This is a genomic window from Streptomyces sp. NRRL WC-3626 (genome assembly GCF_000718785.1).
Taxonomy (GTDB): Bacteria; Actinomycetota; Actinomycetes; order Streptomycetales; family Streptomycetaceae; genus Streptomyces; species Streptomyces edwardsiae.
This window is the reverse complement of record NZ_JOCA01000015.1, coordinates 15542-28407: the sequence shown is the minus strand read 5'-3', so window position 1 is coordinate 28407 and position 12866 is coordinate 15542. Positions and strand designations below refer to the sequence as shown.

The 12866-nt window shown below is 72.6% G+C and carries 11 protein-coding genes; 6 read left to right on the top strand and 5 right to left on the bottom strand.

Going from position 1 to position 12866, the window contains the following annotated elements; genetic code table 11:
* Positions 1–151: 151 nt before the first annotated feature.
* Both IF28_RS0122365 and IF28_RS0122360 read right to left on the bottom strand, forming a co-directional pair.
* A complete protein-coding gene (locus IF28_RS0122365) occupies positions 152–2239 on the bottom strand; it encodes a HelD family protein (protein WP_030223335.1) in 2088 nt (695 codons plus the stop codon).
* Between the two features lie 180 nt (positions 2240–2419).
* Positions 2420–3307: a helix-turn-helix domain-containing protein gene (locus IF28_RS0122360; protein ID WP_030223333.1), complete on the bottom strand. Its 888-nt coding sequence runs from the start codon at positions 3305–3307 to the stop codon at positions 2420–2422.
* A 93-nt stretch (positions 3308–3400) separates the two neighbouring features.
* On the opposite strand from IF28_RS0122360, the gene IF28_RS0122355 reads away from it, so the two are divergent.
* Together IF28_RS0122355 and IF28_RS0122350 are read left to right on the top strand one after the other, a co-directional pair.
* Positions 3401–4273: an aldo/keto reductase family oxidoreductase gene (locus tag IF28_RS0122355; protein WP_030223331.1), complete on the top strand. Its 873-nt coding sequence runs from the start codon at positions 3401–3403 to the stop codon at positions 4271–4273.
* Between the two features lie 165 nt (positions 4274–4438).
* On the top strand, positions 4439–4621 hold the full coding sequence (locus IF28_RS0122350; protein ID WP_030223330.1) for a hypothetical protein: 183 nt from the start codon (positions 4439–4441) through the stop codon (positions 4619–4621).
* A gap of 13 nt (positions 4622–4634) precedes the next feature.
* Here the strand turns inward: IF28_RS0122350 and IF28_RS0122345 are convergent, their stop codons facing one another.
* A complete protein-coding gene (locus tag IF28_RS0122345) occupies positions 4635–5369 on the bottom strand; it encodes a helix-turn-helix domain-containing protein (RefSeq protein WP_030223326.1) in 735 nt (244 codons plus the stop codon).
* A 224-nt stretch (positions 5370–5593) separates the two neighbouring features.
* Here IF28_RS0122345 and IF28_RS0122340 point away from each other — a divergent pair, with 224 nt between their 5' ends.
* The 4 genes from IF28_RS0122340 (at position 5594) to IF28_RS0122325 (ending at position 8504) form a co-directional block, all read left to right on the top strand.
* Complete coding sequence (locus tag IF28_RS0122340; protein WP_030223322.1) at positions 5594–6256, top strand: DUF4097 family beta strand repeat-containing protein; 663 nt, start codon at positions 5594–5596, stop codon at positions 6254–6256.
* A 20-nt stretch (positions 6257–6276) separates the two neighbouring features.
* Positions 6277–7233, top strand: coding sequence for an ATP-binding cassette domain-containing protein (locus IF28_RS0122335; RefSeq protein ID WP_030223321.1), 957 nt, complete (start codon positions 6277–6279; stop codon positions 7231–7233).
* Positions 7230–8024 (top strand): ABC transporter permease, encoded by a 795-nt coding sequence (locus tag IF28_RS0122330; RefSeq protein WP_030223318.1) that lies wholly within the window; start codon positions 7230–7232, stop codon positions 8022–8024. The genes IF28_RS0122335 and IF28_RS0122330 overlap by 4 nt, the downstream gene beginning before the upstream one ends.
* 123 nt (positions 8025–8147) lie before the next feature.
* Positions 8148–8504, top strand: coding sequence for a hypothetical protein (locus IF28_RS0122325; RefSeq protein WP_051713832.1), 357 nt, complete (start codon positions 8148–8150; stop codon positions 8502–8504).
* Between the two features lie 4 nt (positions 8505–8508).
* Here IF28_RS0122325 and IF28_RS0122320 read toward each other — a convergent pair whose 3' ends face one another.
* Together IF28_RS0122320 and IF28_RS0122315 are read right to left on the bottom strand one after the other, a co-directional pair.
* The gene (locus IF28_RS0122320) at positions 8509–10152 is read right to left on the bottom strand and encodes a DNA repair helicase XPB (RefSeq protein WP_030223313.1); all 1644 of its coding nucleotides are present in this window, start codon (positions 10150–10152) and stop codon (positions 8509–8511) included.
* Positions 10153–10309: 157 nt separating this feature from the next.
* On the bottom strand, positions 10310–12835 hold the full coding sequence (locus tag IF28_RS0122315) for a helicase-associated domain-containing protein (RefSeq protein WP_030223310.1): 2526 nt from the start codon (positions 12833–12835) through the stop codon (positions 10310–10312).
* Positions 12836–12866 lie beyond the last annotated feature (31 nt).

Genomic DNA, 12866 nt, shown 5'->3' with positions numbered 1-12866 from the left:
TGACGAGGTGGGGCGGGGGGTGTTCGCGCGGCCCGGCGCTTGCGGGGTGCCGTCGCGCCCACCCGTGCCGCCCTGCGGCACGATTGCCCGCAGAATGCGGGGCGTGCCTGCGGAGTGCGGGGAGTGCTCGCGGATTGCGGGGAGTTCGCGGTTACGTCAGTTGGTTGGGCAGGGGGTTGTTGTGTGTGACGATCAGGCCGGAGACCGCTCGGGTCAGGGAGACGTAGAGGCGGCGTAGGCCGGTGCGTTCGTCGGGTTCGGCGTCGACCAGGGCTCGGGGTTCGTCTAGGACCACGTAGTCGTACTCCAGGCCCTTGGCCAGGGAGGCCGGGACCAGGGTGAGACGGTCCGACAGGGTCGTCTCCTCGCCGGGGGCGATGTAGGTGATGCCCGCCGCCGTCAGTGCCTTCGCCAGTTCCGGGATGCGGGTGTCCGCCGCGATCAGGGCCACCGAGCCCTCGTTGCACAGGAGTTCGCGGCACGCGGCGAGCACGTCGTACGTCCCCCCGGCCCCGCGGACCTCGAAGAAGCCCGGGTTCTCACGGATGGACGCGACCGGCGTCAGGCCCGGCGCGATGTGCGGGAGGAGCCGGGAGGCGTAGGTGATCACGTCCGTCGGGACGCGGAAACCGGCCGTCAACTCCTCGATCACCGCGTCCTGTTTGCCCAGGTGGGTCAGCGCCTCCTCCCAACTGCGGGTCGCCCACGGGGTGGTGCCCTGCGCCAGGTCGCCGAGGACGGTCGCCGAACCGGTCGTGCAGCGCCGGCCCACCGCCCGGTACTGCATGGGGGACAGGTCCTGCGCCTCGTCGAGCACCACATGCCCGAGGGAGTGCGTGCGCTGGATCAGGTCCGTCGCCTCGTCGATCAGCACCGCGTCCGCCGCCGACCACTTCACCGACTTCACCGAGCGGGCGGGCTTCGCCCACAGGATCGTCTTCTGCTCCTGCTCGTCGAGTAGCCCCTCCGCGTGCTCGGCCAGGAACTCCGGGTCGCCCAGCAGCCGCAGCACCAGTTTCGCCGGGTCGACGGCCGGCCAGACCGTCTTCACCGCCGCCTTCACCGCGCTGTTGCGGGCCACCGCGTCCTGCACCCGGTCGTCCGGCGCCTCCCCGGCCCGCTCCATCTGCACCAGCACGGCATGCGCGACGCGCTGCGGGAGGGCGTCGCGGGCGGCGCCGTAGCGGATGTCGCGGTCGAGCAACTGCCGGACGAGCTCCTCCAGTTCGTACGCCGGAACCCGCCAGCGGCGTGAACCGCGTACGACGACGACCGGCTCGGTGGGCATCGTGACGTGGGCGTACAGGGCCCTGCGCAGCACCTGAGCCATCCGGGCGTCGCCCTTGACCACCGCCGCCGGCGCGTCGTCCGTTCCGCGCACCTCGACATGCGCCACCAGGTCGTCCACCGTGGCCTGCGCCACCGCCAGCTCGCCCAGCGCGGGCAGCACCTGCTCGATGTAGTGCAGGAACGAACGGTTCGGCCCGACGACCAGAGTGCCCGTGCGGGCCAGCCGGTCACGGTGGGCGTAGAGGAGATAGGCCACCCGGTGCAGACCGACGGCCGTCTTCCCGGTCCCCGGACCTCCCTGCACGCACACGCTGCCGGACAGCCCCGACCGTACGATCTCGTCCTGCTCGGGCTGGATCGTGGCGACGATGTCCCGCATCGGGCCGACACGCGGACGCTCGATCTCCCGCTGGAGCAGCTTGCTCGTGGTCGCTGCCTCGGCCGGGTCGGAGAGGTGCTCGTCCTCGTACGCGGTGAGGTCACCGCCCGTGTAGCCGAAGCGGCGGCGCAGCCCGATGTCCAGCGGGTCCTTCTTGGACGCCCGGTAGAACGGCTGCGACACCGGCGCACGCCAGTCGATCACCATCGGATCGCCGTCCGCGTCGTGCACATGCCGGCGCCCGATGTAGAAGCGCTCGCGCTCCCCCTCGGCACCTTCGGCCTGTGCCGCGCCGGGAGCGTGCAGATAGTCGAGGCGGCCGAAGAACAGCGGGGTGTCGCTGAGGTCGGCCAGCGCCTTGATCCGTTCCTCGATCTGATGCCCGAGTACGGCCGCGTTGACCCAGTTCGCGGTGACGTCGCTGATGTCGAGGGCCTCGACGTCCTCGCGCATGCCGCGCAGTGCGGAACGGGACGCGGCGAGGTGGGAGCGCTCGCGGGCCAGCGGGTCGTCCGTGAGGGTGTTCGCCGGACCGTCTACGGGCCCGTCTGCCGGGGTGGACGCGGACAAGGGGGTGCCTCCGGGGGAGCTGCGGCTGAGGATGCTGCGGACATACCGTCCGGTTTCCGTCCGGACGGCGGCGCTCCATGAGGGGAGGCGGGCAAGAGCGGAGATTCTAGGACGCGGGACCGGCACGGTCCAAACGGTTTCCGCGCCGGACGGGATGGACCGGGCTTGTGGCCGCGCCGCTCAGTCGGCGCGGGGCGGCCCGTCCGCCGTCCGCACGCCGGGCGCGTCCGCCGTCCGTCGCGCCGGTCCCGTGGTCAGCGAGGCAAGCAGCGCGAGCCGCTCGGCGTCCCCGGTCCCCGGCTCGGCGTGGTAGACCGCGAGCATGATGCCGTCGGGGCCGTCGACGTCCAGTTTGGACATGGTGAGGTTGAGCTCGCCGACCTGCGGATGGTTCATCCCGATCGGCCCGGTGCCCAGCGGCCGCACATCGTGACGTGCCCATACCTGCCGGAACTCCTCGCTGGCCAGGGAGAGTTCGCCGACGAGCTGGACCACCCGCGGGTCGTCGACATCCGACCCGAGCCGCCGGCGGAAGGCGGCGACGCACCGGGACGCCGTGTCGGCCCAGTCCGTGTGCAGGGCCTGCTCGGCGGGGTCGAGGAAGAACGACCGGAGCCGGTTCTCCCCCACGCGGATGCTCGGGGCCAGCGCGGTGGCGAGCGGGTTGGCCGCGATGACGTCGAGGGACCTGTCCGTGACGAAGGCCGGCAGGCCCATCGCCTCGATCAGCTGTGTCGTGGCCGGCGGTACGGCCGGCCGTGGGAACCGGCGGTGGGTGCGGGGGCGCGGCGCGGTGAGCTGGTGGAGGTAGCCCGTGGCGGTGTCGTCGAGCCGGAGCACCCGGGCCAGCGCGTCGAGGACCTGCGCCGACGGGTTGCGGTCACGGCCCTGCTCGAGCCGCAGGTAGTAGTCGGAGCTGATGCCGGCGAGCATCGCGACTTCCTCACGGCGCAGCCCCGGTACCCGCCGGATTCCGTGGGCCGGCAGTCCGAAGTCCTCGGGTGTCACCAGTTCGCGGCGCGCCCGGAGGTAGTCGCCGAGCAGATTCTCCTCAGGCATGCGCTCCATCGTAGGCGCGCGGGGCCGCTCGTCCCTGTCCCTGTCACTCCCAGGATCACCAGGGACCTGGGCCGGGAGACCGGTGGCGTGGACGGTGGGGTCATGAGCACTTCGACCACATCCCTCCCCGGCGGCACCTGGACGATGGGCGATCTGACCGTCGCCCGCTTCGGCTACGGGGCCATGCGGCTGACCGGCCCCGGCGTCATGGGGCCTCCGGCCGATCACGAAGGCGCGCTCGCGGTCCTGCGCGAAGCCGTACGTCTCGGCATCACCCACATCGACACCGCCGACGCCTACGGGCCGCACGTCACCAACCGGCTGATCCACGAGGCGTTGCACCCCTACCCGGACGCGCTGCACATCGTGACCAAGGTGGGCGCGGTGCGCGACGAGCAGGGCGGCTGGCCCACGGCCCGGGAGCCGGACGACCTGCGGCGGGCCGTCCACGGCAACCTCGAGAACCTCGGTGTCGAGCGGCTGGACCTCGTCAATCTGCGGCTCGGCGACGCCGAGGGCCCGCAGCCCGGCTCGCTCGCCACGGCGTACGAGACCCTCGTCGAGCTCCAGCGGCAGGGCCTGATCCGGCATCTCGGCCTGAGCAACGCGACCGCCGGTCAGATCGCCGAGGCGCAGACCATCGCCCCGTTCGTCTGCGTCCAGAACCTCTACAACCTCGCCGTCCGCCACGACGACGACCTGGTCGACCGCCTCGCCGAACAGGGCATCGCGTACGTGCCGTTCTTCCCGCTCGGCGGCTTCAGCCCCCTGCAGTCCGCGGCGCTGTCCGCCGTGGCCGACCGGCTCGGGACCCGTCCCATGTCCGTCGCCCTGGCGTGGCTGCTGCAGCGGTCGCCCAACATCCTGCTGATCCCCGGGACCTCGTCGGTGGCACATCTGCGGGAGAACATCACCGGCGCGGGCATCACCCTGTCCGAGAGGGACGTCGCCGAGCTCGACACCATCGGCCGCTGATCCGCCCGGAGCGATCGCGGCACCACCGGGGCTCGGGCCGTTCCCCTAGGGGACGGCCCGTCCTGCCTGAGGGCTACGGGTCGTTCCGCAGGCGTACCCGGGGGGACCGGGAATCGGTCCCCTGGACCGATGCCCGTACCGGGGCCGAAGCGCGACCATGGATACATGAGCGCAGCAACCATCCACCCCACACCGCCGGCCCGCCCGGCCGGCGCGACCCCGGTGCAGGGCAGCCATCCGCACCGTCTCGGAGACGCCCTGCGCGCCGTCAAGGTGTTCTTCGGCGCCGCCTTCGACGTGGTCCTGCTCGGCGAGTACGGCGAGGCGGCGGGCGTCCGCCGCAGGTAGGCGGCACCCCCCGCTAGAGCTGTTCGGTGTCCGGGACCTCCGGCTTGGTGTGCAGGACCTCGCGGGCCTGCTCGGCCGCGCGGGTGATCGCCTCCGAGATGAAGTCGAGGTAGCGGGCGACGTTCTCCAGCCGTGTCGCGGCCGGTGTGCCCCGCCCCATGACGTCGACGCCCTGCCGTGAGGTCTCGGCGACCTGGGCGGTGGACAGGGCGCTGGCCATCATCGACTGGTGCCAGATGTCGTCGTCGACGACGTAGCGCTCACGGCGTCCTTCCCGGCGTTCCCGGCGGATGAGCCCCTGGCCCTCCAGGAACGCGACCGCCTTGGAGACCGACGCCGGGCTGACATCGAGGCGCTGGGCGAGTTCGGCGGCGGTGAGGCTCCCGCTGTCGGTGAGGGTCAGACAGGCCATGACCCTGGCCATCATCTTGGGCGTGCCCGACGCTATGAAGACGGTGGTGAGCGTCTCCTCGTACTCCCGCACGGCCTCCGGGTCACGTCCGTGCCGCTCCACCGGCGCCTTCGCGCCGCGGGGTGCCGACTGCCTGCGCCGGTGCGCCCGGCGTTCGGTGGCGCGGTGGGCGAGGTCCGCCCGGTAGGCGGTGGGGCCGCCGTTGCGCATCACCTCCCGCGTGACCGTCGAGGTCGGGCGGTCGAGACGCCGGGCGATCTCCGCGTAGGCGAGCCCGTCGGCCAGTCCCAGGGCGATCTGCTGACGTTCCTGCTGAGTGAGCCTGCCTCCGGGCAACGCGGTCTCCTTCAGGGTGCGTGAAGCCGCCAGCATAGCGTTCATTCTCAATCCATTGCAACGTATGCGCCTGGCGTGTTGCGTTGCCTTTTGAACTGTTGCAACGATATTGCTGCCGTGAGCTGCAAGAACAACTTTCCTATGCAATGAATACGTTGCTCTCATCATGAACGCAACGTAGCGTTTCCGGTGTCAGAAACAACGGCACCTCAAGGGAGCGCACCATGCGATTCGACACCCCCACCCCCGTCTCGGTCACCCTCGACATCCCCGCCGGCCGTATCCGCCTCATCGCCGCCGACCGGGCCGACACCGTCGTCGAGGTCCTGCCCGTGGACGCCACGAAGAGCCGCGACACCAAGGCGGCGGAGCGCACCAGGGTCGAGTACGGCGGAGGAGTCCTGCGGATCGGGGGACCGCCCGCGAAGAACCAGCTCCTCGGCCCGTCCGGATCCGTCGAGATCACCGTCCGGCTGCCCACCGGCTCCCACGTCGAGGCGAAGACCGGCGGCGCCGAGTTCCGGGGCGTCGGCCGGCTCGGCGACATCGCCTTCGAGGGCGCGCTCGGTCCGGTCAAGGTCGACGAGGCGGCGAGCGCCCGCCTCGCCGTCCTCGCCGGCGACGTCACGGTCGGCCGGCTGGCCGGCCCGGCGGAGATCAGCACCCAGAAGGGCGACATCCACGTCACCGAGGCCGTACGCGGCACGGTCACCCTGCGCACCGAGCACGGCGACATCTCCGTCGGCGCCGCCCGCGGAGTCTCCGCCGCCCTCGACACCGGCACCGGCCACGGCCGGGTCCACAACGCGCTCGAGAACACCGGCACCGCCGACCTGACCGTGCACGCGACCACCGCCTACGGCGACATCACCGCCCGCAGCCTGTGACCCTCCGAAGGAGAACTCCCATGACCGGCTTGGCCATCGCGGCGAACGGGCTGCGCAAGTCATACGGCGACAAGGCCGTGCTCGACGGCATCGACCTGGCCGTCCCCGAAGGCACGATCTTCTCCCTGCTCGGCCCGAACGGCGCGGGCAAGACCACCGTCGTCAAGATCCTCTCCACGCTCGTCACCGCGGACGCCGGTGAACTGCGGGTCGGCGGGCACGACCTCGCCGCCGACCCCCAGGCCGTACGCGCCACGATCGGCGTCACCGGCCAGTTCTCCGCCGTCGACGGACTGATCACCGGCGAGGAGAACATGCTCCTGATGGCGGACCTGCACCACCTCTCCAAGCGGGAGGGCAGGCGGGTGAGCGCCGAACTGCTGGAGCGGTTCGACCTGGCGGAGGCCGCGAGCAAGCCCGCATCCACCTACTCCGGCGGTATGAAGCGCCGCCTCGACATCGCCATGACCCTGGTCGGCGGCCCGCGGATCATCTTCCTCGACGAGCCGACCACCGGCCTCGACCCCCGCTCCCGTCACACCATGTGGCAGATCATCCGGGAACTGGTCACGGGCGGCGTCACCGTCTTCCTCACCACCCAGTACCTGGAGGAGGCCGACGAACTCGCCCACCGCATCGCCGTACTGCACGACGGCACGATCGCCGCCGAGGGCACCGCCGACGAGCTCAAGCGGATCGTCCCCGGCGGACACGTCCGGCTCCGCTTCACCGACCCGGCCGCGTACCGGAAGGCCGCCTCCGCCCTGCGCGAGGTCACGCGGGACGACGACGCCCTCACCCTGCGGATCCCCGGCGACGGCAGCCAGCGCGAACTGCGAGCCGTCCTCGACGCCCTCGACTCCGCCGGCGTGGAGGCGGACGAACTGACCGTGCACACCCCCGACCTCGACGACGTCTTCTTCGCCCTGACCGGCGGCGCCGCCGTCCCCGCCCAGCCCAAGGAGGCCGTCCGATGAGCAACCTCGCCCTCGCCGTGCGCGACTCGTCCACGATGCTGCGCCGCAATCTCCTGCACGCCCGGCGCTACCCGTCGCTCACCCTGAACCTGCTGCTCACGCCGGTCATGCTGCTCCTGCTCTTCGTCTACATCTTCGGCGACGTGATGAGCGCCGGCCTCGGTGACGGGGCGGGCGGCCGGTCCGCCTACATCGCCTACATCGTGCCGGGCCTGCTGCTGATGACCATCGGCTCCACCACGATCGGCACCGCCGTCTCCGTCTCCATGGACATGAACGAGGGCATCATCGCCCGCTTCCGCACCATGGCGATCCACCGGGGCTCCGTGCTCGTCGGACACGTCATCGGCAGCGTGCTGCAGTCGGTCGCCAGCGTGATCCTCGTCGGCGCCGTCGGCGTCGCCATCGGCTTCCGCTCCACGGACGCCACCGCCCTGGAGTGGCTCGCGGCGTTCGGACTGCTCGTCCTGTTCGCCCTGGCGCTCACCTGGATCGCCGTCGGCATGGGCCTGATCAGCCCGAACGCCGAAGCAGCCAGCAACAACGCGCTGCCGCTGATCCTGCTCCCGCTGCTGTCCAGCGCCTTCGTCCCGGTCGACGGGATGCCGGGCTGGTTCCGGCCCGTCGCCGAGTACCAGCCCTTCACCCCCGCCATCGAGACCCTGCGCGGGCTGCTGCTCGGCACGGAGATCGGCCACAACGGCTGGCTGGCCGTGGCCTGGTGCGTGGGCCTCGCGGTCCTCGGCTACTTCTGGGCCACCGCCAAGTTCCAGCAGGACCCCAAGCGGTAACCCCCACGACGAGGGCGGCGCACTCCGGCACGGAGTGCGCCGCCCTCGTCTGAGTACACGCACGCCCCCGGTTGAGTACCCGCACCGGTGCGCCGGCCGCCGCCGGCCCGCTTCACTGGCCGTATGAGCCAGCACCTCCCGTACCGGACCGAGCAGGACCCCCGCGCCTGGTTGGCGCCCCTGCTCGTGACCGTGCTCGGAGCGGTACTGGTCCCCCTGGCCTGGCTGTTCGGCACGATGTCCGTCATGGCCACGGACAGCTGCGGCCCCGACGACTGCTCGCAGGCCCTGGAGACCGCCCTCCGCGTGATCTACGGAACCCTGTTCTACGGCCAGCTCCTCGCGGCCGCCGCCTGGCTCGCCTCCTGGCTGCTGCCGTGGAGGCGCCGCTGGTCCGTTCCGCGGATCTGGCTGGCGGGCCTGTCCCTGCTGCCCTCGCTGGTCGTCCTCGTGATGACGTTCAACCTGCCCGCCGGATGACCCCTCAGCCGTCCGTCAGCAGCTCGTCCGCGTCCATGATCCGGTAGGCGTACCCCTGCTCCGCCAGGAACCGCTGGCGGTGCGCCGCGAAGTCCTGGTCGATGGTGTCCCGGGCGACCACGGAGTAGAAGTGGGCCTTGTGCCCGTCCGCCTTCGGCCGCAGCACCCGGCCGAGCCGCTGCGCCTCCTCCTGCCGGGACCCGAAGGTGCCCGACACCTGGACGGCGACCGTCGCCTCCGGCAGGTCGATGGAGAAGTTCGCGACCTTGGACACCACGAGCACGCTGATCTCGCCCTGCCGGAACGCGTCGAACAGCTTCTCCCGCTGGGCGTTCGACGTCTCGCCCTTGATCACCGGCGCGTCCAGATGCTCGCCCAGCTCGTCCAGCTGGTCGATGTACTGCCCGATGACGAGGATCTGCTGCCCCGCGAACCGCCGGACGATCGCCTCCGTCACCTTCTGCTTGGTCGCCGTCGTCGAACAGAAGCGGTACTTCTCCTCCTGCTCGGCCGTCGCGTACGCCAGCCGCTCCGAGTCGGTGAGGCTGACCCGGACCTCCACACAGTCGGCCGGGGCGATGTAGCCCTGCGCCTCGATCTCCTTCCACGGAGCGTCGAACCGCTTCGGGCCGATCAGCGAGAACACGTCCGACTCCCGCCCGTCCTCCCGCACGAGGGTCGCGGTCAGGCCGAGCCGCCGCCGGGCCTGGAGATCGGCGGTGAACTTGAAGACGGGCGCGGGCAGCAGATGCACCTCGTCGTAGAGGATCAGACCCCAGTCCCGGGAGTCGAACAGCTCCAGATGCGGGTAGACACCCTTCCGCTTCGTCGTCAGCACCTGGTAGGTGGCGATGGTGACGGGACGGATCTCCTTGCGCGTCCCGCTGTACTCGCCGATCTCGTCCTCGGTCAGCGTCGTCCGCTTCACCAGTTCGTGCTTCCACTGCCGGGCCGAGACGGTGTTGGTGACCAGGATCAGCGTCGTCGACTTCGCCTGCGCCATCGAACCGGCGCCGACCAGCGTCTTGCCCGCGCCGCACGGCAGGACGACCACACCGGAGCCGCCGTGCCAGAAGTTCTCCACGGCCTGCTTCTGGTACGGGCGCAGCGCCCAGCCGTCCTCGACCAGCTCGATGGGGTGCGCCTCACCGTCCACATACCCGGCGAGGTCCTCGGCCGGCCAGCCCAGCTTCAGCAGCGTCTGCTTGATCTGCCCGCGCTCCGAGGGGTGCACGATCACCGTGTCCGGGTCGATCCGGGCGCCGACGAGCGGGGCGATCCGCTTGGAGCGCAGCACCTCCTCCAGCACGGGCCGGTCGGTGCTGGTGAGGACGAGTCCGTGCGCCGGGTGCTTGACCAGGCTGAGCCGGCCGTAGCGGTCCATGGTGTCGGCGATGTCGACGAGCAGCGCGTGCGGCACCGGATAGCGGCTGTACTGCACCAGGGCGTCGACGACCTGCTCGGCGTCGTGTCCGGCGGCCCGCGCGTTCCACAGGCCGAGCGGGGTCACCCGGTAGGTGTGGATGTGCTCGGGTGCCCGCTCCAGCTCGGCGAACGGCGCGATGACACGACGGCAGTCGTCGGCCTGCTCGTGATCGACCTCGAGAAGCAGGGTTTTGTCGGACTGGACGATGAGCGGACCATTCACGCGCGGCTGCCTTTCTGCGACGGGCTCGGCACGGCACGGCACTGCACGGCCAAACGTCCAGTTTGCCTGATCGCGCGCGCCCGCGGTCCCGAGCGGGCCGGACCGCTTCGGCGCGGGCGGCGTGAGGTTGTTCACCGGGCCGCCCGCCCGGACGGGGTCAGCCCCCGTCGTCCGCCAGCTCCGCGACCCCCGTGATCCGGTGCAGCGGATACGTCCGTACCTCGTCCGCCGTGTGGTCGTACACCGTGACGAAGCCGCCCTCGACCCGCACCGGGGCGATGACGCGCTGGCTGGCGCCGCCCTCGGCGTTGACGTAGCCGATCCACAGCGCCTCGCCCGTGAGCACGGCGGCCTGCATGGTGGCCAGCGTCTCCGCCGCGGACGTACGGGGCAGCTCCCCGCCGGGGCCCTCCCCGCCGGACGGTTTGCGCGGCGCGGTGGAGGCGAGGTCACCGGCGCGGATGGCGCGCAGCGCCGCCGTGAGCAGGGTGTCGTCGGGCACCGGCGGCCCGTCCGGGACCGGCGCGGGAGGGGTGCGCGGCGGTGTGCGGTGGGCGTCGGCGCGGGCGATCACCACGTCGCCCTCCGCCGACTCGGCGGCCGGCGCGAACCCCATCGCCCGCAGCCCCTCCAGCAGCCCCGCGGGATCGGCCCGCGCCGCCAGCACCGTCGGAGCCAGCCGCCGCAGCCCCAGCCCCGCCGCCCGCCTGTCGGCGAGGATCTCGCTGAGCACGGCGTCGTCGTCGCAGCGCACATACGCCGACGCGGCCCCCACCCGCAGATGCCCGTGCCTGCGGGCGACGTCGTCGATGAGATACGCCAGCGGCTGCGGCACCGGCGTACGGGAGTGCGCGGCGAGGAAGGCATGCAGGTCGGAGGCGGCTCGGCCGGCGTCCAGGGCACGCCGTACCGAACCGGGCGTGAACCGGTAGACGGTCGCGCCACCCTTCGACTCCACGTCCGCGAGAACCCCCAGCATGTCCGCGAGCGGCCGCTCCAGCGGGCCCGGCGCCACCGCCGTCAGATCGGCCTGCAGCAGCACGTGGTCCAGCGGTTCGGGCAGCAGCGGCGCCAGCAGCCGGGCGGCGGCCGCACCGGCCGCGCCCCGCTCGGCGGGGGAGAGCGCGTGCGCCGGCGGGGCCGGCCGGTGGTGCACGGGCAGCTTGTCGCCCGGCCCCTCGGGCGCCGCCTCCGTACGCCGGGCAGGGGGCGCCCCGATCAGCGCCCGCCCCTGCGCGGACAGCGCGCCCCGCCCGGTCACCCCGAGCATCTCCGCCTCGGTGAGCGTCCACCGCGCGATCCGCGCCCGCAGTTCGTCACCGTCCCTCGGCGGCCGCTCCCAGCTCAGCCGGGCCAGGACCGACTCGGTGGACGGGGAGGCCCCCTCCGGCAGACCGGCCAGCAGCGTCAGCACCCGGTGCCGTACCTCCGGGGCCGCCGAACGGTCCAGGCCCGGACCCAGCGCCGACAGCGTGCGGTCCTTCGCGTCCCGTCCGCCCACCAGCCCCGCCGTCCGGGTCGCCGCCAGCCACGCCCCGGCCAGCCGCGCCCACCGCCCGGCCGCCGGCTCCTCGAGCCACTCGTCGTACGCCGGCGTCGCCGCGTACCGCTCGTCGGCCTCCCCGTCGGACGCCATCAGCCCGGCCGCGTAGGCGAGTTCGACCCAGAACGCGGCCAACGGCTCCGACGTGTCCAGGGCGACCGCCGTCCGCTTCAGATCCCGCACGCTCAGGCCGCCCGCCCGCAGCACCGCGGGCCCGCCCTCGTGCCAGTCCTTCAGCAGCTCCTCGACGGTCGCCAGCGCCGTGTACGCCTGCCCGGCCGCCGTCGCGTCCACCACCTGCGGACGGTGCGTGGCGGCGGCCTCCACCGGCGGCGGCGACGGCTCCGGCGCCCGGTGCGCCCGCCCCGCCCGCAGCCGCAGCGCCACCTCACGCGGCAGGACCACCGTCCCCGGCGCCGTCGGCAGCAGCAGCCCCCGGTCCAGCAGCCAGCGCAGCCGGGCCGCCGGATCGGCCGTCACCTGCCCGTACGGCGGCCCCCACACCAGCCGTTCCAGCACCGCCACCGACTCGGCCGGCGCCTCGTCGAGCAGCGCGGACATCCGCTCAGGGTCGCTGAACAGGGCGGACAGCGCCGTCACCGCGGACACCGAGTCGTGCGTGGACGCCAGCCCCGCCGTCGCCACGAGCTCCTGGATCCGCCCCGGCGACATCCCCGCCGTCGCCTCCCGCACCGTCGGGCCCAGCCCGGTCGGCGACGGATGCTGCGGCGACGGCGACAGCAGCTCGCGGGCGGTGCGGACCAGCCGCAGCCGGTCGTCGCCGCCCCACACCAGCGCCTGCTCGCGCAGCACCCCGAGCGCGCGCGGCAGCGCGGCGGCGATCACCGGGTCGCCGTCGTCACCCGCCATCAGCCCGAGCAGCTCCTCGTACGACGCCGGCTCCCCGGCCACGGCCAGCGCCTGCGCCGTCTGCAGCGTGAACCGGTCCAGCCGCTCCAGCGCCCGGACGACCGAGGCGCGGGTGCCGGCGCGGGTGGCGAGCTGGGTGAGGTCGGTGGGCACGGGCGTGATGAGGTCCGGCCGGCTGCGCAGCAGCGCCGCCAGGGCCGCGTCGTCCCGCCCCCGGAGTGCCTCGGCGAGGGATCGGGGGGCCGCCGCGGGCTTCTCCTCGGTGCTCATCCGCCTCACGTTAGCGGGTGGATACGTCCGT